Annotated in this window: 14 protein-coding genes; 12 read left to right on the forward strand and 2 right to left on the reverse strand. The window is 64.4% G+C overall.

Annotated elements, in window-relative coordinates; all coding sequences use genetic code 11:
- Positions 1 to 2: 2 nt before the first annotated feature.
- On the forward strand, positions 3 to 449 hold the full coding sequence (locus ACH196_RS05355) for an NUDIX domain-containing protein (protein WP_396645576.1): 447 nt from the start codon (positions 3 to 5) through the stop codon (positions 447 to 449).
- Between the two features lie 54 nt (positions 450 to 503).
- On the opposite strand, the gene ACH196_RS05360 is transcribed toward ACH196_RS05355, so the two are convergent.
- Positions 504 to 2,750 (reverse strand): calcium-binding protein, encoded by a 2,247-nt coding sequence (locus ACH196_RS05360; RefSeq protein ID WP_396645577.1) that lies wholly within the window; start codon positions 2,748 to 2,750, stop codon positions 504 to 506.
- A gap of 360 nt (positions 2,751 to 3,110) precedes the next feature.
- On the opposite strand from ACH196_RS05360, the gene ACH196_RS05365 reads away from it, so the two are divergent.
- The 11 genes from ACH196_RS05365 to ACH196_RS05415 all read left to right on the forward strand — a co-directional run bounded on the left by ACH196_RS05365 (position 3,111) and on the right by ACH196_RS05415 (position 16,073).
- Complete coding sequence (locus tag ACH196_RS05365) at positions 3,111 to 4,037, forward strand: D-alanine--D-alanine ligase (protein WP_396645578.1); 927 nt, start codon at positions 3,111 to 3,113, stop codon at positions 4,035 to 4,037.
- On the forward strand, positions 4,025 to 4,960 hold the full coding sequence (locus tag ACH196_RS05370; protein WP_396645579.1) for a cell division protein FtsQ/DivIB: 936 nt from the start codon (positions 4,025 to 4,027) through the stop codon (positions 4,958 to 4,960). The genes ACH196_RS05365 and ACH196_RS05370 overlap by 13 nt, the downstream gene beginning before the upstream one ends.
- Entirely contained in the window at positions 4,957 to 6,267 is a 1,311-nt protein-coding gene (gene ftsA / locus ACH196_RS05375; RefSeq protein ID WP_396645580.1) for a cell division protein FtsA, read from the forward strand. Before ACH196_RS05370 ends, ftsA begins: the two co-directional genes overlap by 4 nt.
- A 68-nt stretch (positions 6,268 to 6,335) precedes the next feature.
- Positions 6,336 to 8,024 carry a cell division protein FtsZ gene (gene ftsZ / locus ACH196_RS05380; protein ID WP_396645582.1) on the forward strand — a complete coding sequence of 563 codons (1,689 nt, stop codon included), beginning with the start codon at positions 6,336 to 6,338 and terminating at the stop codon, positions 8,022 to 8,024.
- A 275-nt stretch (positions 8,025 to 8,299) separates the two neighbouring features.
- The gene (gene lpxC / locus ACH196_RS05385; RefSeq protein WP_396645584.1) at positions 8,300 to 9,250 is read left to right on the forward strand and encodes a UDP-3-O-acyl-N-acetylglucosamine deacetylase; all 951 of its coding nucleotides are present in this window, start codon (positions 8,300 to 8,302) and stop codon (positions 9,248 to 9,250) included.
- Positions 9,251 to 9,548: 298 nt separating this feature from the next.
- Complete coding sequence (locus ACH196_RS05390) at positions 9,549 to 10,418, forward strand: outer membrane protein assembly factor BamD (protein ID WP_396645586.1); 870 nt, start codon at positions 9,549 to 9,551, stop codon at positions 10,416 to 10,418.
- A gap of 170 nt (positions 10,419 to 10,588) precedes the next feature.
- Positions 10,589 to 12,262, forward strand: coding sequence for a DNA repair protein RecN (gene recN, locus ACH196_RS05395; protein ID WP_396645588.1), 1,674 nt, complete (start codon positions 10,589 to 10,591; stop codon positions 12,260 to 12,262).
- A gap of 85 nt (positions 12,263 to 12,347) precedes the next feature.
- The gene (gene ligA, locus ACH196_RS05400) at positions 12,348 to 14,564 is read left to right on the forward strand and encodes an NAD-dependent DNA ligase LigA (protein WP_396645590.1); all 2,217 of its coding nucleotides are present in this window, start codon (positions 12,348 to 12,350) and stop codon (positions 14,562 to 14,564) included.
- 142 nt (positions 14,565 to 14,706) lie between these two features.
- A complete protein-coding gene (locus ACH196_RS05405) occupies positions 14,707 to 15,432 on the forward strand; it encodes an AzlC family ABC transporter permease (protein WP_396645592.1) in 726 nt (241 codons plus the stop codon).
- The gene (locus tag ACH196_RS05410) at positions 15,429 to 15,725 is read left to right on the forward strand and encodes an AzlD family protein (RefSeq protein WP_396645594.1); all 297 of its coding nucleotides are present in this window, start codon (positions 15,429 to 15,431) and stop codon (positions 15,723 to 15,725) included. The genes ACH196_RS05405 and ACH196_RS05410 overlap by 4 nt, the downstream gene beginning before the upstream one ends.
- A 9-nt stretch (positions 15,726 to 15,734) precedes the next feature.
- Positions 15,735 to 16,073: an antibiotic biosynthesis monooxygenase family protein gene (locus tag ACH196_RS05415; RefSeq protein ID WP_396645595.1), complete on the forward strand. Its 339-nt coding sequence runs from the start codon at positions 15,735 to 15,737 to the stop codon at positions 16,071 to 16,073.
- A gap of 9 nt (positions 16,074 to 16,082) precedes the next feature.
- Here ACH196_RS05415 and ACH196_RS05420 read toward each other — a convergent pair whose 3' ends face one another.
- Positions 16,083 to 17,924 carry an aminopeptidase P family protein gene (locus ACH196_RS05420; protein WP_396645597.1) on the reverse strand — a complete coding sequence of 614 codons (1,842 nt, stop codon included), beginning with the start codon at positions 17,922 to 17,924 and terminating at the stop codon, positions 16,083 to 16,085.
- Positions 17,925 to 18,057: the final 133 nt, after the last annotated feature.

Here is an 18,057-nt window from a genome sequence, read left to right on the forward strand (position 1 = left end):
GGATGGCGAAGCTCAGCGCAGGTGTCCTCGTCCATCGGCGAATTTCCGGCACCATCGAGGTCCTGCTCGTGCATCCCGGCGGGCCTTTCTGGCGCGCCCAGGATGTTGGCGCATGGTCGATCCCGAAGGGAGAGTACGGCGAAGGCGAGGATCCGGAAACAGCCGCCCGCCGGGAATTTTTCGAGGAGACGGGCTGGGTGCTTGCCGGCGATCTCGTCCCACTCGGGGCGGTGCGTCAGGGCAGTGGCAAGACGGTAACAGCCTTCGCTATCGAAGGCGACTTTGACGTCTCGACGCTTCAGAGCAACATGTTCGAACTCGAGTGGCCGCCGCGCAGCGGGCGCATGGAAGCGTTTCCCGAGGTTGACCGTGCCGCGTGGTTCAGGCTCGCGGAAGCGAGCGAGAAGATCGTTGCTGGACAAAGACCGCTTCTGGAACGGTTGCCTTGAAGCCTCACTCCTGACCTTGGCGGACCGGATCGGCTGCCAGTCGCGGCCGGCCTCTCACGCCACGTAAAAATCCGCGCTGCCGATCGTCGGCAGACCTATGAGTTTCGCGAATAGGACACCGCCACCCGCCGCGCTGCCATTGAAGTCGTAGTAGAGTTCGCCGGTGTCGGTCTCGTAGATGATGTGGTCGTTTGCATCCTGCGCAAGCCCGGTCGTGTTGGCGCGGAAATACCCCGAAAGCAGCGCGCCGGTGTTCAGCGTGGTGAAAACTGCGTCCGACAGCAGGAAGCGGTCGTCCGCGGCCTTGAAGTCGCTGATCGTATCGACATTGGCGCTGCCCAGCGTCGATGCGAACACGAAGGTGTCGTCGCCGTGGAGGCCGGTGAGCGTGTCGTTGCCGCCTTTGCCTTCGAGGCGATTGTCGCCGTAGTTGCCGGTGATGTTCTGGGCGAACTCGTTGCCGGTCAGGTCGATGCCCGACGTTCCGGTCGAGCCGTTGGTGGTCATGATCTCGACACGCACACCGGCGCCGAGCCGGTAGTCGACGGCGGCCGCTACCCGGTCGGCAGTCCCGTGCGAGGTGGCTTCGACGACGACGTCGCCGGCATTGTAAATGCGGTAGGTGTCGTTGCCGGCGAGCCCGGCAAGTGTGTCGGCCGCGCCCGCTCCGCCGTCATGCAGGACATTGGCGCCGGCATTGCCGGTGATCGATTGCCGGAGCGCATTGCCGGCGAGGTTGATTGCGGTCGTGCCCGAGGACGAGGTTGTCGCCAGGATCTCGACATTGACGCCGGCATCGAGGGCGTAGCTCGCGCGGACCCCGACCCGGTCCGCGGTCCCGTAGCCGGCGTGTTCCGCGATCACGTCGGACATCGAATCGACATAGTAGAAATCGTTGCCGGCCCCGCCCGCCATGACGTCGTTGCCCGTGCCGCCGTCGAGGATATCGTTGCCGGCGCCGCTGCTCAGCCTGTCATTGCCGGCATCGCCATAGAGCCAGTTGGCCCGAGAGTCCCCGGTGATCCTGTCGCTGCCGCCAAGACCCGACATGACGCCCGATGCATCCGTGGTGAGAACGTCGACGCCGGCCGTGCCCTGGCCGTAGATGCGTCCGGCGACACCCTCATTGTCGATATCGATCGACTCCGTGTTGTAGGTCACGACGAACCCGCCACGCGGGAGCGCCGCGACGGCCGCCTCTTCCTGCGTGTCGTAGCCGTCGGCGTTGATGCCGACGACAAAAGCGGCGCTGACCGGCGTGCCGTCCGCCGACAGCACGCGCGCCATCACGTCCCGTCCGGCACCGCCATCTTCCGGATACTGATCCCAGACCACGACGAACTGCCCTGTTGCAAGGCGGGTGATCTGCACATCGCCGACGACTTCGTCCGAGGTGTAGACGGGCAGGTCGCCGCCCAGCGCCTGACCGGTGGCTCCGAAGAATTGCATGGAGATGGTCTGCGTGCCGGCCTCACCCGTATCGGCCCAGTCGAGGTTGGCGATGGCAAACCCGCCGCCCGCCGTCGCGGTGACGTCGTAGCCGAAATTTTCATCGTCGCCGGCGCCGCCGATATGCGGCGCCAAGCCGAAGTCGCCGCGCAGCACGGTGCCGTCCGGCCGAAAGATCGTTGCCCGGATCTGGTTCCGGCCATCCAGGGTGCCATCGTCGATGGCGGCTTCCGAATTCCAGATCGCAATGCTGTTGCCATTGCTCAAGGCGGTAGTCTCGGTCGCGATCTCGTCGAATTCGTTCGAGACCGTGTTCATCACGTGATCGGACCCGATCGGGACCCCCGCAGCCGTGTAGGCACGATAATAGACCTCGTCGAACAGGCTGGTGCCGGTGGACGCACCGTAGGTAACCACGAAGCCGCCATCGCCGGTCGCCGCGACGCTTGGCAGCACGGCTCCGGTCGAGGGCACCGTGTCGACCCGGAACGCGGAACTCACCGCCGTTCCGTCGGCGCTGAAGACCTGGCCAGCGATGTAGCTGTCGCCGGTAAAGATCGCGTCGTCGGGATTCTCGATCCAGGTGAAGACGATGTTTCCGTTGGCGAGCTGCGTCAGTTGCGGGTCGCCGGAATGGCCGCCATCGAGGGCGCGCATGATCTTCTCCCCGCCGACGGGGAGGCCGTTGGCGTTGTAGAACTGGGTGGCCACGTAGGTGGTGACCGGGCCGTCGTCGTAATTGTTAAAATAGCTCTCCCAGGTCACCACGAAGCCGCCATCGTGCAGCGCCAGGACGTTGGAGCTTCTCTGCCAGTTGTCCTGATAGGTGTTGACGCGGAATTCGCTGGCCATGGGAAACTCCTGTCTTTGGGTGACATTCTGACACCCTGCAGATGCAGCATACGGAGCAAATGCAACATACAGGCGAATTTTGGGCGCGGTCTGCGCAGGGGTAATTCGTCAAGCTGGGCCAAGCGTTCTGAGTGAGTCCAAAATGCCATAGTCGGCCGGCGAACTCGGCCGTCTCAGGCACGAAATTCCCTTTCCTGAAAATCAATGCTTGCCACGGGAATCATGCTCTGATTCTTTGGGGTTGAAAGCGTTTCCTGATTTGAGTCGTGCGGCGCGTCGCCGGTGAGGGGTGGTCACCGGAGGACTCGGATTCTGTTCGGGAAACCGCAGTGGATGTGGCCTGCGTGGGGACGACGAAGCATGGAGAAAAAACACGTAGCTGTTCTGTATGGAGGGTTCTCCTCGGAGCGGCCCGTGTCCTTGTCTTCGGGCAAGGCTTGCGCCGACGCCCTTGAGGCTGTCGGCTACACTGTCACCCGGGTCGATGTGGATCGCGATATCGGTGCGGTGCTTGCCGAACTCAAGCCCGATGTTGCGTTCAATGCCTTGCATGGGCCGTATGGCGAGGACGGCACGATCCAGGGCGTCCTCGAATATCTCGGCATCCCCTATACACATTCAGGCGTGCTTGCGTCCGCGCTGGCGATGGACAAGGAACTGGCCAAGAAGATCGCCAGGGCGTCCCTGATCCCGGTCGCCGAGTCCCGCGTCATGGACCGGCATTCGATCCAGAACCAGCACCCGATGAAGCCGCCTTATGTAGTGAAGCCGGTCAATGAAGGGTCGAGTTTCGGGGTGGTCATCGTCAAGGAGGGTCAGTCCCATCCCCCGCAGGTCATCTCCTCGCCGGAGTGGAAATATGGCGACCGGGTGATGGTCGAGCGCTACGTGCACGGGCGCGAACTCACCTGTGCCGTGATGGGCGATGTGGCTCTTGGCGTTTGCGAGATCGTTCCGACCGGTCACGCCTTCTACGATTACGACTCGAAATACGTGCCGGGCGGCTCAAAACATGTATGTCCGGCTAAAATTTCACTAAATATTTACCAAAAGATACAGACACTGTCCCTCAAGGCTCATCAAGCAATCGGCTGCCGGGGCGTCTCCCGATCTGACTTCCGCTACGACGATCGCCATTCCGAAAATGGCGAGGTCGTGTGGCTGGAAATCAATACTCAGCCAGGCATGACGCCGACGTCGCTTGTTCCGGAAATCGCCGCCGAGGCGGGGCATTCCTTCGGAGAGTTGCTGAGTTGGATGGTGGAGGACGCGTCGTGTTCGCGTTGAAGGCGGGGCATGGCAGGTTGACGGCGGGTACATCGAGCCCCGGCGGCACCCGGCTGGCCGACCGGTTCCTGCTGCCGCGTTGGGCAAGGCGCCCCGCGCGGCTGTTTGCGCGTCTGGGCACCGGCGACTTCGTGCCGCCGCGCTACGCGGCGACGATGGCTTCGGCGCTGCTGTTCGCTGCGACCGGTCTCTATGGTATCTATGTCGGTGGCCACATGCCGGATGTGGCGCAGGCCGTTACGGCGCGCACCGGCTTCGCGGTCGACCAGGTTCGCGTCGTCGGCCACCGCGAGACTTCCGAGATCGATATCCTTGAAAAGCTCGACCTAACGGGTTGGACCTCGCTGATCGGTTTTGATGTCGATGAGGCGCGCGAGCGCGTTGCCTCGCTTCCCTGGGTCGAGGTTGCCTCGGTCCGGAAAGTCTATCCCGAAACGCTGGAGATACGCATCACTGAACGCGAGCCCTTTGCGATCTGGCAGCACGACAACCAGCTTTCGATCATCGGCCGCAAAGGCAATGTGATCGTCCCCTATACGGGCGGACGGCATGCGAACCTTCCACTGGTCGTTGGCGCCGGCGCCGCCGAGCAGGCGGCCGGCTTCGTCGCGGAGATGGCGAAGTATCCCGATCTCGCGGGGCGGGTGAAGGGCTATATCCTGGTCGCCGACCGGCGCTGGAACCTGCGGCTGGACAATGGCATCACCGTCAAGTTGCCGGAGGCGGGGATGGATCAGGCGATCACGCAAATGCTGCGCATGGACCGCGAGAACGGGCTGTTCAACCGGCAGGTGACGGCGATCGACATGCGGTTCTCCGACCGGATGGTGCTGCAGCTTACGCCCGAGGCGGCGGAGGCCCGACAGGCGGCGCTGGATGGCAGTGGCAAGCTGAAGAAGCCCAAGCCGGAGAAACGCACATGAACTGGCTTGGCGGTCAGAAGGACGTCACCCAGCGCAAGGCTGGCATCGTCACGGTCCTCGATGTCGGCTCGACCAAGATCTGCTGCGTGGTGGCGCAGCTCAAGCCTTGCGAGCCCAGCCAACAGCTTCGGGGTCGCACCCACAAGGCCAAGGTGATCGGCATCGGCCATCAGAAGTCGCATGGTGTGAAGTCCGGCGTGGTGATCGACCTTGATCGCGCCGAGCAGGCGATCCGGTTGGCCGTCGACGCGGCCGAGCGCATGGCGGGGCTGACGGTCGATTCGTTGCTGGTCAACCTGACTTCGGGCCGGCTGAAGAGCCATACCTATTCGGCTACCATCAATCTCGGCGGCCATGAGGTCGATGAGGGTGACATCAAGCGTGTGCTGGCGGCGGGCGCAAAACAGTCGCTGAAGGCGGAGCGTCAGGTCGTGCATGCGTTGCCGGTCGCCTTCTCGCTCGACGCCGAACGCGGCGTGCGCGACCCGCGCGGCATGGTCGGTGATACGCTTGGCGTCGATATGCACGTGCTCACCGGCGATGCCGCGCCGCAGCGCAATCTGGAACTCTGCATCAACCGCTCGCATCTTTCGGTCGAGCGCTTGGTCGCGACGCCCTATGCCAGCGGTCTCGCCGCACTTGTCGACGATGAACTGGAGATGGGCGCGGCCTGCATCGACATGGGCGGTGGCACGACGACCATCTCTGTCTTCGCCGACGGCAAGTTCGTGCATGGCGACGCGCTCGCGATCGGTGGGATGCATGTCACGCTGGATATGGCGAAGGGCCTGTCGACGCGTTTCGACGATGCCGAGCGGCTGAAGGTCATGCACGGATCCGCGCTGCCGGGGAGTGCCGACGATCGCGACGTGCTCTCGGTGCAGCCTATCGGCGGTGACGACGGCGAGGTGCCGCTACAGGTTCCGCGCTCGGTTATGACGCGAATCATTCGCGCCCGCGTCGAGGAAACGCTGGAGATGCTGCGCGATCGCCTGAACAAATCGGGCTACGGCAATGTCGTCGGCAAAAGAGTCGTGTTGACGGGTGGCGCAAGCCAGCTTGCGGGCTTGCCCGACGCGGCACGGCGTATCCTGGGCCGCAATGTCCGTATCGGACGTCCGTTGGGCGTTTCCAGCCTGCCGGAGGCGGCCAAGGGGCCGGCGTTCGCGACGGCTGTCGGCTTGCTGATCTACCCACAGGTCGCAAGCTTCGAGAATGGCAGGATCAGTACGAGTTCCAAATTGCGTATGAGCGGAACGGGCGGCCGTTTCCAACGCATGAGTCAGTGGTTGAGAGACAGTTTCTAAACTTCGGCGGGGCGAGCCCCATAAATCAGCCGCGGCGGCGACGCGGCAGGAAGGCAAAGGACGAGGACATGCCCATCAATCTCCAGAGACCGGACATCACCGAACTCAAGCCGCGGATCACCGTTTTCGGCGTTGGCGGCGGTGGCGGCAACGCCGTAAACAACATGATCACTGCGGGTCTGCGTGGCGTCGATTTCGTCGTGGCGAACACCGATGCGCAAGCGTTGACCATGTCGAAGTCGGAGAGGCTGATTCAACTCGGCGCTCACGTCACGGAGGGTCTTGGCGCGGGGTCGCAGCCGGAAGTCGGCCGCGCAGCCGCCGAGGAGTGCATCGACGAGATCATCGACCATCTGTCGAACACCCATATGTGCTTCGTCACCGCGGGAATGGGTGGCGGCACCGGTACCGGTGCGGCGCCCGTCGTCGCCCGCGCTGCGCGCGAAAAGGGTATCCTCACAGTCGGCGTCGTAACCAAACCGTTCCATTTCGAGGGCATGCGGCGCATGAAGACCGCTGACTTCGGCATCGAGGAGCTGCAGAAGAGCGTCGATACCCTGATCGTCATCCCGAACCAGAACCTGTTCCGGCTCGCCAATGACAAGACCACCTTCGCCGACGCCTTCGCGATGGCCGACCAGGTGCTCTATTCGGGCGTGGCGTGCATCACCGACCTGATGGTCAAGGAAGGCCTGATCAATCTCGACTTCGCCGACGTGCGTTCGGTGATGCGCGAGATGGGCAAGGCGATGATGGGCACCGGCGAGGCCTCCGGCGAGGGTAGGGCGATGGCGGCTGCCGAAGCTGCGATCTCCAATCCGTTGCTCGACGAGACGTCGATGCGCGGCGCCAAGGGCCTGCTGATCTCGATCACCGGCGGCCGCGACCTGACGCTGTTCGAAGTCGACGAGGCGGCGACCCGCATCCGCGAGGAAGTCGACCAGGATGCCAACATCATCCTCGGCGCGACCTTCGACGAGGAGCTTGAGGGCGTCATCCGCGTGTCGGTGGTCGCCACCGGCATCGACAAATCGGCAGAGCAGATTGCGGCCGTGCCGATCAACATCCGCCAGGCACCGAAGCCGGCTCCGCGCCCTGTCGCTGCCGGCGAGACGCAGCAGGCGCGGGCTGCCGATCCGGTCGCCGAGGCCATCCGTCAGGCGGAACAGAATGCGGTGGCCCGTTCCCAGCCGGCGGAAGATTTCCGCCCGCAAAGCAAGCTGTTCCCGGCCCCGGAGCCGGTGGCGATGCAACGGCCGGCGGCTGCCGCGCCGCAGCCGGCGCCGCAGTTCCAGGTGGTCGAGGAGCCAGTCGTGTTGCAGCCGGTCGCCGTGCAGCCGGCCGAGCGCATGCCGCAGCCCGCAGCTGTGCAGCAGCGTGAGGCCGCACCGGTCGCGGCTGCGCCGCGCATGCCGCGGGTGGAGGATTTTCCGCCGATGGTGAAGGCGGAAGCCGAGGCCAAGGCTCGCCCTGCCGACCAGGAGGACCGCGGCCCGATGGGTCTGCTCAAGCGCTTGACGGTCGGTTTGACGCGTCGTGAAGAGGAGCCGGCAAAGCTCGAGGCGGCGCAGCCGCGCGAGCCCAGGCTGCGGCAGCCGGCGCCGGAAGCACGCCGCCTCAACAGCCAGGACCCGCAGCTCTACGCCCCCCGCCGCGGCCAACTCGACGATCAGGGCCGCCTGACGCCGCAGGCGCGCGCGACTCACGAGGACGATCAGTTGGAGATTCCGGCCTTCCTTCGCCGCCAGGCGAACTGAACCGTAAACGGCTGTTAACGAGTGTGTGCGGACAGGTGAGAAACCACCTGTCCGCATTTTCTATATATAGAGGGAAATCAATAGCTTACGGTCGGCATAAGCGGCCCGGTTGCGGTAACACAGAGTAAGAAACCGTGATTTGTGGCGACCCTGCCGGCAGACTATCTTCAAGGCTGAAAGATGGCAGGAATTGGATTGGGTGAGCCAATGCCGCTTCTGCCGGAAATACCCGCGGGGAGTTGGGATGGAGCCGCGGTGTCGAGCATGAAGCGCATATGGGGATAAATTTGCACGACTATCAAACCACGGTGAAATCGTGCGCGACATTGTCCGGCATCGGCGTTCATAGCGGCAAGCCAGTCACGATCCGTTTTAATCCAGCAGAACCAGATACCGGAGTCGTCTTCGTCTATGCAGGCGAGCACGGCGCAGGACGTCAGTTGCCGGCACTCGTATCGGAAGTTGGCGCGACGGCTCTTTGCACGGTGCTTGGCGAGCCCTCGGGCTTCCATGTGGCGACGGTCGAGCATTTGATGGCAGCCCTGCTGGGGCTTGGCATCGACAACGTCGTCGTCGAGATCGACGGCAACGAGGTGCCGGTCATGGACGGCAGCGCCTCCATGTTCGTCGACGCCATCGACCAGGCCGGCATCGAGACGCTTGACGTCAAGCGCCGCTACATCCGCGTCGTCAAGCCGGTGCGCATCGACAGCGGTACCTCCTGGGCTGAGTTCCGGCCGTATCGCGGCACGCGGTTCGAGGTCGAGATCGATTTCGACAGCCCGGCCATCGGCCGCCAGGCGTTTGCCGCCGATATCGACCCCGTCTCGTTCCGCAGCGATCTGGCGCGGGCGCGGACCTTCGGCTTCATGCGCGACGTCGAGAGGCTGTGGGCCGGCGGTTACGCGCTCGGCTCGTCGCTCGAGAATTCCATCGTCATCGGCGACGACAACCGTGTGATCAACATGGAAGGGTTGCGTTACGGCGACGAGTTCGTGCGTCATAAGATGCTGGACGCGATGGGCGATCTGGCGCTTGCCGGTGCGCGCTTCATCGGCTGCTTCAAGTCGTTCCGCGGCGGGCATCGGCTGAACGCTGCGGCGTTGCGGCACCTGCTGTCTGATCCGACGGCATTCGAGATCGTCGAGACCAACCGCCGCTCGCGTGGCCGTGGCGCCGAGATGATCGCGGTTAACGCTCCCGTCTACGCGCCCTGGGTGCTCTGAGGCGCGTTTCGCCTAGGCGGCCGCATAAGCTGCGGTTAACCGAAAGGCCTGTTCAACGCGCGTTGCGTCCCGATGCCGGTGAGTGCCGGAACGTAGTGTTTTGCTTTTGGGGCCGGAAATCCTGATGGTTTGTTTACCATCTTTCGGCAGACTCTTTCCCCAGTTGACGTGGATTACGGCAAGGAAGCCGCGCCAAGGCCACAAAAAAGCGCCATTGCGGCCCGATAGCGTTGCCGTGGCGAGCTGTTCTGGTTAAGGCTGCCCGCCTTCGCTTGGCCAAGAGGGGCGAATCGAAAATATGACGTTTGTTACTGCTGCTTCAGCCCGTGGACGGATTCGGCGGGCCTTGTTGGCCGCCACGGTCGTGGGTGTCCCCTTTGCGTTGTCCGCCTGCCAGTCGGATGACGACATCGACCTGTCGACCTATGTCGAGCAGACCGAGCCTGCCGATGTGCTCTACAATCAGGCGCTGGCGAACATGGATGCGGGCCGGCTTACCGAAGCGAGCCGCAAGTTCAACGCCATCGACCGCCAGCATCCCTATTCGGAATATGCGCGCAAATCGATGGTGATGGGCGCTTTCGCCAATTATCGCCAGGGCAAATACGACGACGCAATCGCCTCGGCCAAACGCTACGTTTCGCTCTATTCGAACACGCCTGACGCTGCCTATGCCCAGTACATCATCGGGCTTTGCTATTTCCGCCAGATCCGCGACGTGACCCAGGACCAGAAAGAATCGCGGCGCACCATCGAGGCGATGGAAGAACTGATCCAGCGCTGGCCCGATTCGGAATATGTCGACGACGCGCGCACCAAGATTCGCTTCGCCCGCGACCAGCTTGCCGGCAAGGAGATGCAGACCGGCCGCTATTATCTGGAGCGGCGCGAATACATCGCCGCAATCAAGCGCTTCCGCTACGTCGTCGAGAATTATTCCAACACGCGCCACATCGAGGAGGCGCTGGCCCGCCTGACGGAAGCCTACATGGCGATGGGTCTGACATCCGAAGCGCAGACGGCGGCGGCGGTTCTAGGCCAGAACTATCCTGACAGCCAGTGGTACAAGGATTCCTACAAGCTGCTGCAATCGGGCGGTCTCGAGCCGCGCGAAAACCCGGGTTCGTGGATATCCAAGGCCGGCACGCTTATCACCGGCGGCGCCTGATCGGACAATTGCCGGGAGGTGGGTGGGGACGCTTGCCCGCCTCCCGGTGTGTCCGACGTTGCGGTCGTCTTGCAACGGGTCGCGTCAATTGCCCAAATCATGCTATTGGCCGGTCGCGCGTCTGCGCTTGTTGGCACGCGCGTGATGATTCCTGAGCCTCAAGGGTTGTGATGCTGGTCCGCCTTTCGATCCGCGATATCGTCCTGATCGAACGGCTGGATATCGATTTCGCGTCCGGCCTTTCGGTGCTGACCGGCGAGACGGGCGCCGGAAAATCCATCCTGCTGGACGCGCTTTCGCTGGCGCTCGGTGCGCGGGGCGAGGCATCGCTCGTCCGCCACGGCGCGGCGCAAGGGCAGGTCACGGCGGTGTTCGACGTGCCGCGCAACCATCCGGCGCGGGCGATCCTGTCGGACAACGCGCTGGATGACGACGGCGACATCATCTTGCGCCGCGTGCAGACCGCCGACGGGCGCACGCGGGTCTTTGTCAACGACCAGCCGTCCAGTGTCACGCTGATGCGCGATATCGGCCGCGCGCTGGTGGAAATCCATGGGCAGCACGACGAGCGCGCGCTGGTCGATCCGGGCGCGCATCGCGATCTGCTCGACTCCTTCGGTGGCCATGTCGGGGAGGCGCGCACCGTCGCCGCGGCTTGGCGGCGTTGGCGCGATGCGGAACAGGAATTGGGACGCCACCGGGCGAAGGTGGATGCGGCGGCGCGCGAGGCGGATTTCCTGCGCGCCTCCGTGGCGGAGCTTTCCAAGATCGATCCCCTGCCCGGCGAGGAGACCGATCTCGCCGAGATGCGCGCCTCGATGATGCGGGTGGAAAAGATCGCCTCCGAGATCAAGGATGCGCAGGATGTGCTGTCCGGCGCCAACTCGCCGCTGCCGCAGCTTGCCAGCCTGCTCAGGCGCCTGCAGCGCAAGGCGCAGGAGGTGCCGAACCTGCTCGACGATGTGGTGAAGTCGCTGGACGAGGCGCTGATATCGCTCGATGCGGCCCAGTCCGGCGTTGATGTGGCGCTGCGAGCGACAGAATACGATCCAGAACGGTTGGAGCGGGCTGAGGAGCGGCTATTCGCGCTGCGCGCGGTGGCGCGGAAACACAATGTGCAGGTCGACGACCTCGCTCAGCTTCGCGATGCGATGGTGGCCGACCTTGCCGATCTCGATGCCGGCGAGGAGCGGCTGCACGGGCTGGAGGGCCAGGCCGCCGCCGCGCGCGCCGCTTACGATGAAGCTGCCTCGCACCTTTCCGAATTGCGGCAGTCGGCGGCTGCCGGTCTCGAAGCTGCGGTCATGGCCGAATTGCCGGCGCTGAGGCTGGAGCGTGCGGCTTTCATCGTCGAGCAGACTCGCGAGCCCGACAATCGCGCGGAAGAGGGGATCGACCAGATCGAGTTCTGGGTGCGGACCAATCCGGGCACGCGTCCGGGACCGATGATGAGGGTGGCCTCCGGCGGTGAGCTTTCGCGTTTCCTACTGGCGCTGAAGGTGGCGCTGGCCGACCGCGGCTCGGCGCCGACACTGGTCTTCGACGAGATCGATTCCGGCGTCGGCGGCGCGGTTGCCGACGCGATCGGCCAGCGGCTGGCGCGGCTGGCGAGGCGGGTGCAGGTGCTTACCGTCACCCATGCGCCACAGGTCGCGGCGCGAGCCGAGACGCATTTCCTGATCTCAAAGTCCGGCAGCACCGAGCGGGTGTCGACCACCATTGCCGAGATCGACCGGCCGTCGCGGCAGGAAGAGATTGCGCGCATGCTGGCCGGCGAGACGATCACCGAAGAGGCGCGCGCGGCGGCGGAGCGATTGCTCAGCGCGAATGTGCCTGTCAGTTGAAGCGCCGGGGACGGTTTACTTTTTTCGGGATTTTGCCGAAGACTTTTGACGTGTTCGCGTCGATCCGAGAAGAGTAAACATTCCCATGTCCGCTGTCCAAATCGCCGTCGAAGACCTCACCCAGGAGCAGGCCGCCGAAGAGCTCGCGCGGCTGGCAGCCGAGATCGCGGAACATGATCGGCGCTACCACCAGGAAGATGCGCCGATCATTTCGGACGCGGAATATGACGCGCTGACAAGGCGCAACTCGGCGATCGAACAGCTTTTCCCGGACTTGGTGCGGCCGGACAGCCCGACCGGCTCGGTCGGTGCGCCGCCGGCTGAGGGTTTTGCCAAGGTACGGCACGCCGTGCCGATGCTCAGCCTCGCAAAAGCCTATACCGATCAGGATGTTGTCGATTTTCTCGAACGTGCCAAGCGGTTCTTCGAGCGCGACAAGGATTTCGACATCGCGTTTACCGCCGAGCCGAAGATCGACGGGCTGTCGGCCTCGCTGCGCTACGAGAAGGGCGTGTTCGTCCAAGGCGCCACGCGCGGCGACGGCACGGTCGGCGAGGACATTACCGCCAACCTCAAGACCATCGCCGATATTCCGTACCGACTGAAAGGGTCGGGCTGGCCGGAGACGATCGAGATTCGAGGCGAGGTCTATATGACCTATGCCGAGTTCGAGGCGCTGAAGGAGCGTTCGGCCGCCGCTGGCGGCCAGGACTACGTCAATCCGCGCAATACGGCGGCGGGGTCGCTGCGCCAGAAGGATGCGTCGGTTACCGCAAGCCGCAACCTGAAATTCTTCGCCTATGCCTGGGGCTACACGACCGAGGACCCGGCGCCGACGCAGTACGAGTCGGTGCGAAAATTCGCCGACTGGGGTTTTCAGATAAGCCCGCTGATGATCCGCGCCAAATCGGTCGAAGAGCTGATCGCGCACTACAAGCTCATCGAAGCGCAGCGCTCGTCGCTCGGCTATGACATCGATGGCGTCGTCTACAAGGTCGACCAGCTCGAGCTGCAGCGCCGCTGGGGTTTTGTCACCGGCGAACCGCGCTGGGCGGTCGCGCATAAATTCCCGGCCGAGCAGGCGACCACCGTGCTCCGCCAGATCGACATCCAGGTCGGCCGCACGGGCACGCTGGCGCCGGTGGGGCGGCTCGACCCGGTGACTGTCGGCGGCGTCACTGTCGTGAACGTCACGCTCCACAACGAGGATTACATCGCCGGGATCGACAGCAACGGCCTGCCCATCCGTGGCGACGAAGCCATCGATGTCCGCACCGGCGACACCGTCGTCATCCAGCGGGCAGGGGACGTTATTCCGCAGATCGTGCGGGTCGAACTGGAAAAGCGGCCGGCCGATGCCGTGCCCTACACATTCCCGCACACCTGCCCGGTCTGCGGCTCGCCCGCCACACGCGAGGTCAACGAGAAGACCGGCAAGGAGGATTCACGCAGACGCTGCACCGGCGAACTGATCTGCTCGGCGCAGGCGATGGAGAGGCTGCGCCACTTCGTGTCGCGCGGCGCGATGGACATCGAGGGGCTCGGCGCGGAGAATATCGATCTTTTCTTCAATGCCGGGCTGATCAAGACCGCCGCCGACATTTTTGTGTTGAAGGACCGCCGCACCGAGGTCCAGCAGGCGCTGTTCGAGCGGCGCGAGGCGCAGGCCCGCGAGCGCGAGGCCGCCAAGGGAACGGCGCGCAAGAAGGTGCTGACGGCGGAGGAGCGTACCTATGAGGGTCTCGACAAGCTCTTTGCGGCCATCGACGCGCGGCGCGAACCGGAACTCGACCGCTTCATCTTCGCGCTCGGCATCCGCCACATCGGCGACACCACGGCCGCGCTGCTGGCCAAGACCTTCTCGACGGTCGAGGAATTCATCCGCGTCGGCAAGGAGACGGCCGCTGCGGAAGACCCGCACACCGTCTTCCCGTCGATCAACGGCATCGGCGACACGGTGATCGGCGCGCTGATCGATTTCTTCGGCAACGAGCGCAACGACGCGGTGCTCGATGCGCTGCTCGCGCAAGTGCGTCCAAAACCCTACGTGGTCAACGTCTCGGCCGGCAGTCCGGTGGCGGGCAAGACGGTCGTGTTCACTGGATCGCTTCAGCGCATGTCGCGCGGCGAGGCGAAGGCGATGGCCGAGCGGCTCGGCGCAAAGGTCGCCGGCTCGGTATCGGCCAAGACGGACCTGGTCGTGGCTGGACCGAATGCCGGCTCCAAGCTCACACAGGCGACTGCGCTCGAAATCGAGGTGATCGACGAGGACCAGTGGTTCGAGCTGGTTGGGCGGGCCTGAGGGCAGTCGCGTCAGCCGTAGGCGTCGGTTCGGTAAGCGGCCGCCGAGCCAAGGTTCACCGTTGCTGATCGTTTGGCTCAAGCGAATTCGTGTGACAGGACAGGGGTGCTGACATAGCTATCCCGTTTTCCCGGGAAGTGTCATGGCCACCGAATCCATCGCATTGCGACCATCCGAAAGCAGTTTTTGGCAGGGCGTCCGGCTCGGCCTGCCGGTGGTGGTCGCCTCGGCGCCCTTCGCCATCCTGTTCGGCGCGCTCGCGGTGGACAACGGTTTTTCGGTGACCGAGGCGGTGCTGATGAGCGCGCTGATCTATGGCGGCGCCAGCCAGATGGTCGGCCTCGAACTGTTCGGCCAGAACATCGCGCCCTGGCTCGTGGTGGCGTCGATCTTCGCGGTGAATTTCCGCCACGTGCTCTATTCCGCCTCGATTGGCCGGCGGCTGGCACATTGGCCGCTCTGGCAGCAGGCGGTGGGCTATTTCGTGCTGACCGACCCGCAATTCGCCGAGGCCGAACGCAAGGCCGAAAGCGGCGAAAAAGTCGGCTTCGCCTGGTACATGGGCATGGGCCTGGCGATCTATGTCTGCTGGGTGATCGAGAGCGGTCTGGGCGCGCTGTTCGGCAAGATGATTCCGGACACACGTGCCATCGGGATAGACTTCCTGCTGCCGATCTATTTCCTCGGGCTGGTCATGAGCTTTCGCAAGCGGCCGCTGTGGCTTCCCGTGGTGCTGGTCAGCGGGGTGGTCTCGGTGGTCGCCTACAAGACCATCGGCTCGCCTTGGCACGTTTCGGTGGGGGCGGCCGCCGGCATCCTCCTCGGCGCTATCGTCGCACCAACCAGCATCAAGGGCACACCGGAATGAGCACCATCCTGTGGATCACCCTGTGGGGCGCGGCGCTGACTTACTTGACCCGGATAGGCGGCCATCTGGTGCTGTCGCGCTTCGAGACGGTGCATCCGCGCGTCGATGCGGCGCTGAACGCCGTGCCGGCGGCGGTGCTGACCACGCTGGTGGCGCCGGCGCTGCTGACGGCAGGACCAGCCGAGTTCATCGCGCTGGTGGTTACGGCGATCGTGTCGCTGCGCTACGGCATGCTGGCGCTGTTTCTGGCCGGGGCAGCGACGTTGATTTTGCTGCGCCAGTTTCTTGGATAGGAGGAGGCGATGACCGAAGAAACCAAAATCCTGCGCAAATGGACCGGCGTCATCCGTACCGCGGACGAGCAAGTCTATGTCGACTACATCAAGGCGACCGGCCTCAATGACTACAAGACGACGCCGGGAAACCTCGGCTTCCAGATGGTTCTGCGCGCCCGCGGCGACGGGACCAGCGAAGTGACGACGCTGAGCTGGTGGACTTCGGTCGAAGCCATCAAGGCATTTGCCGGCGATGATCCGGAGGTGGCGCGGTATTACCCCGAGGACGACCGGTTTCTGGTCGAGCGTCCGAAAAACGTCGAGCACTATCGCGTCGTAGCGGGCTCCGGGCCTGACTGGGCGTAGCGATCCGGCTCAATGCGGCAGGTGGGGAAGCGGCGCCGCCGCCTTATCCAGCCAGGCGAGGTTTTCGCCGTCGAGCATCGGGCCGATCTCGGCCAGCACGCGGGCGTGATAGGCGTCGAGCCACTGCAACTCGTCCTTGTTGAGCAGGTCCGGCTGCAGCATGCGCCGGTCGAACGGCGCCAGGGTCAGCGTCTCGAAACCGTGCATGGCATTGTCGCCGCCGGCGACAGCTTCTTCCGGGGTGACGAGGATCAGGTTTTCCAGGCGGATGCCGTAGTGACCTTCCTTGTAGTAGCCCGGTTCGTTGGAGAGGATCATGCCTGGCAGCAGCTTTTGCGTTCCGGTTTTCGAGATGCGTTGCGGCCCCTCGTGCACCGAGAGATACGAGCCAACGCCGTGGCCCGTGCCATGCGCGAAATCCAGGCCATGCTGCCACAGCGCGGCGCGGGCGATGGCGTCGATGTCCGAGCCGCGCGTGCCGGGCGGGAAGCGCAGCATGGAGATGCGGATCATGCCTTTCAGCACCAGCGTGTAGCGTTCCTTCATCTCATCGGTCGGCGTGCCGACCGGGACGGTGCGGGTAATGTCGGTAGTGCCGTCCTGATACTGGCCGCCGGAATCGATCAGGAACAACTCGCCGTCGGCCAGCACGCGATTGGTGGCGCGCGAGACGCGGTAATGCATGATGGCGCCGTTCGCGCCCGAACCGGAGATGGTCGAGAAGGAGACGTCGCGCAGCGGCATCTGCGTCTCCTCGCCGACCGCGCGGCGAAAACCTTCCAGTTGCTCGACCGTCCTGATCTCGTCGATCGTGCCCGGCTGCTGGCGGTCGAGCCAGGCGAGCATCTTCACGACGGCAGCCCCGTCGCGGTGGTGCGCGGCGCGGGAGCCGGCAAGCTCGGCGGCATTCTTGGTGGCGCGAGGGATGCGCGCCGGGTCGGTCACTTCCACCACCGTGCCGCCATTGTCGGTGACGAGAAGCCGAAGCTGCTCGGCGGCCAGAGCCGGGTCCAGCGCGACGCGGGCGCCGGTTTTTGCCAACGCGATGAGGTCCGTTTCGAGAGCCGAAGGCGGGCTGATGTCGGCAAGCTGCGTCAGATAGGCTATCGGCTCGATCGGCAGTTTGCGCTTGTCGATGAAGATCCGGTGCGCGCCATCGGCGGCGAGGATGGCGAAACCAAGCGCCAGCGGCGTATGCGGCACGTCGTTGCCACGGATGTTGAAGGTCCAGGCCAGTGATGAGGGATCGGTCAGGACCGCATGGGTAGCGCCATCGGCGGCGATGGCTGCAGCCAGCCGGGCCAGCTTTTCCTTTGCGAGTTCCCCGGCGAAAGCATTGGGATGAATCTCAACCGGCTGCAGCGGGGCGTCGGGCTGGTCCGTCCACAACTCGTCGATCGGGTTGTTTTCGACGGCGACCAGCTCGGCGCCCTTGGCTTCCAGCGCGGTGCGAAGCGCCTTCACCTCGGAGATGGTGTGCAGCCACGGGTCGAAACCGAGACGCAGCCCCTTGCCGGCATTCTCCTTCAGCCAGTCCGGCGGCGGGTTGGTGACCAGGCTTTCGATCGAAAACACCGCCGGGTCGACCTGCTGGCGGGCTTGCAGCGTGTAGCGGCCGTCGACGAACAAAACAGCGCGGCCTGAAAGGACGATGACGACGCCGGCCGAGCCGGTGAAGCCAGTCAGCCATTTCAGCCGTTCGGATCGTTCGGCGACATATTCGCCCTGATGCTCGTCGGAGCGCGGCACGATGAAGCCGTCGAGATTTTTCGCGGCTAGCCATTCGCGGAGTTGCGCCACGCGGCCGGCGCCCAGCGTAGGATCGCTTACCTCGTCGAAGGTCTGGAACATGGCTGTCGTTTCCTCGGCGGATTCGAAAACGCGACCGTATCCGCAGGCTTCCATCGTGGCAACGCGGGCGCGATGGTCCAGTGCCGTGAGCGGCGCTCCGCAGGTGTATGCGATTGTAGATGGCACCCATGCT

Origin of the sequence: Mesorhizobium sp. IMUNJ 23232, assembly GCF_044326205.1 — a bacterium.
In the GTDB taxonomy this organism is placed as follows: domain Bacteria; phylum Pseudomonadota; class Alphaproteobacteria; order Rhizobiales; family Rhizobiaceae; genus Kumtagia.

Coding starts and splice junctions, on each gene's coding strand:
- lpxC (WP_396645584.1), top strand. CDS start 8,300: ATGGGGATAAATTTGCACGACTATCAAACCACGGTGAAATCGTGCGCG.
- ACH196_RS05405 (WP_396645592.1), top strand. CDS start 14,707: ATGGCCACCGAATCCATCGCATTGCGACCATCCGAAAGCAGTTTTTGG.
- recN (WP_396645588.1), top strand. CDS start 10,589: ATGCTGGTCCGCCTTTCGATCCGCGATATCGTCCTGATCGAACGGCTG.
- ACH196_RS05355 (WP_396645576.1), top strand. CDS start 3: ATGGCGAAGCTCAGCGCAGGTGTCCTCGTCCATCGGCGAATTTCCGGC.
- ACH196_RS05365 (WP_396645578.1), top strand. CDS start 3,111: ATGGAGAAAAAACACGTAGCTGTTCTGTATGGAGGGTTCTCCTCGGAG.
- ACH196_RS05415 (WP_396645595.1), top strand. CDS start 15,735: ATGACCGAAGAAACCAAAATCCTGCGCAAATGGACCGGCGTCATCCGT.
- ACH196_RS05390 (WP_396645586.1), top strand. CDS start 9,549: ATGACGTTTGTTACTGCTGCTTCAGCCCGTGGACGGATTCGGCGGGCC.
- ACH196_RS05420 (WP_396645597.1), bottom strand. CDS start 17,924: ATGTTCCAGACCTTCGACGAGGTAAGCGATCCTACGCTGGGCGCCGGC.
- ACH196_RS05410 (WP_396645594.1), top strand. CDS start 15,429: ATGAGCACCATCCTGTGGATCACCCTGTGGGGCGCGGCGCTGACTTAC.
- ACH196_RS05360 (WP_396645577.1), bottom strand. CDS start 2,750: ATGGCCAGCGAATTCCGCGTCAACACCTATCAGGACAACTGGCAGAGA.
- ftsZ (WP_396645582.1), top strand. CDS start 6,336: ATGCCCATCAATCTCCAGAGACCGGACATCACCGAACTCAAGCCGCGG.
- ftsA (WP_396645580.1), top strand. CDS start 4,957: ATGAACTGGCTTGGCGGTCAGAAGGACGTCACCCAGCGCAAGGCTGGC.
- ligA (WP_396645590.1), top strand. CDS start 12,348: ATGTCCGCTGTCCAAATCGCCGTCGAAGACCTCACCCAGGAGCAGGCC.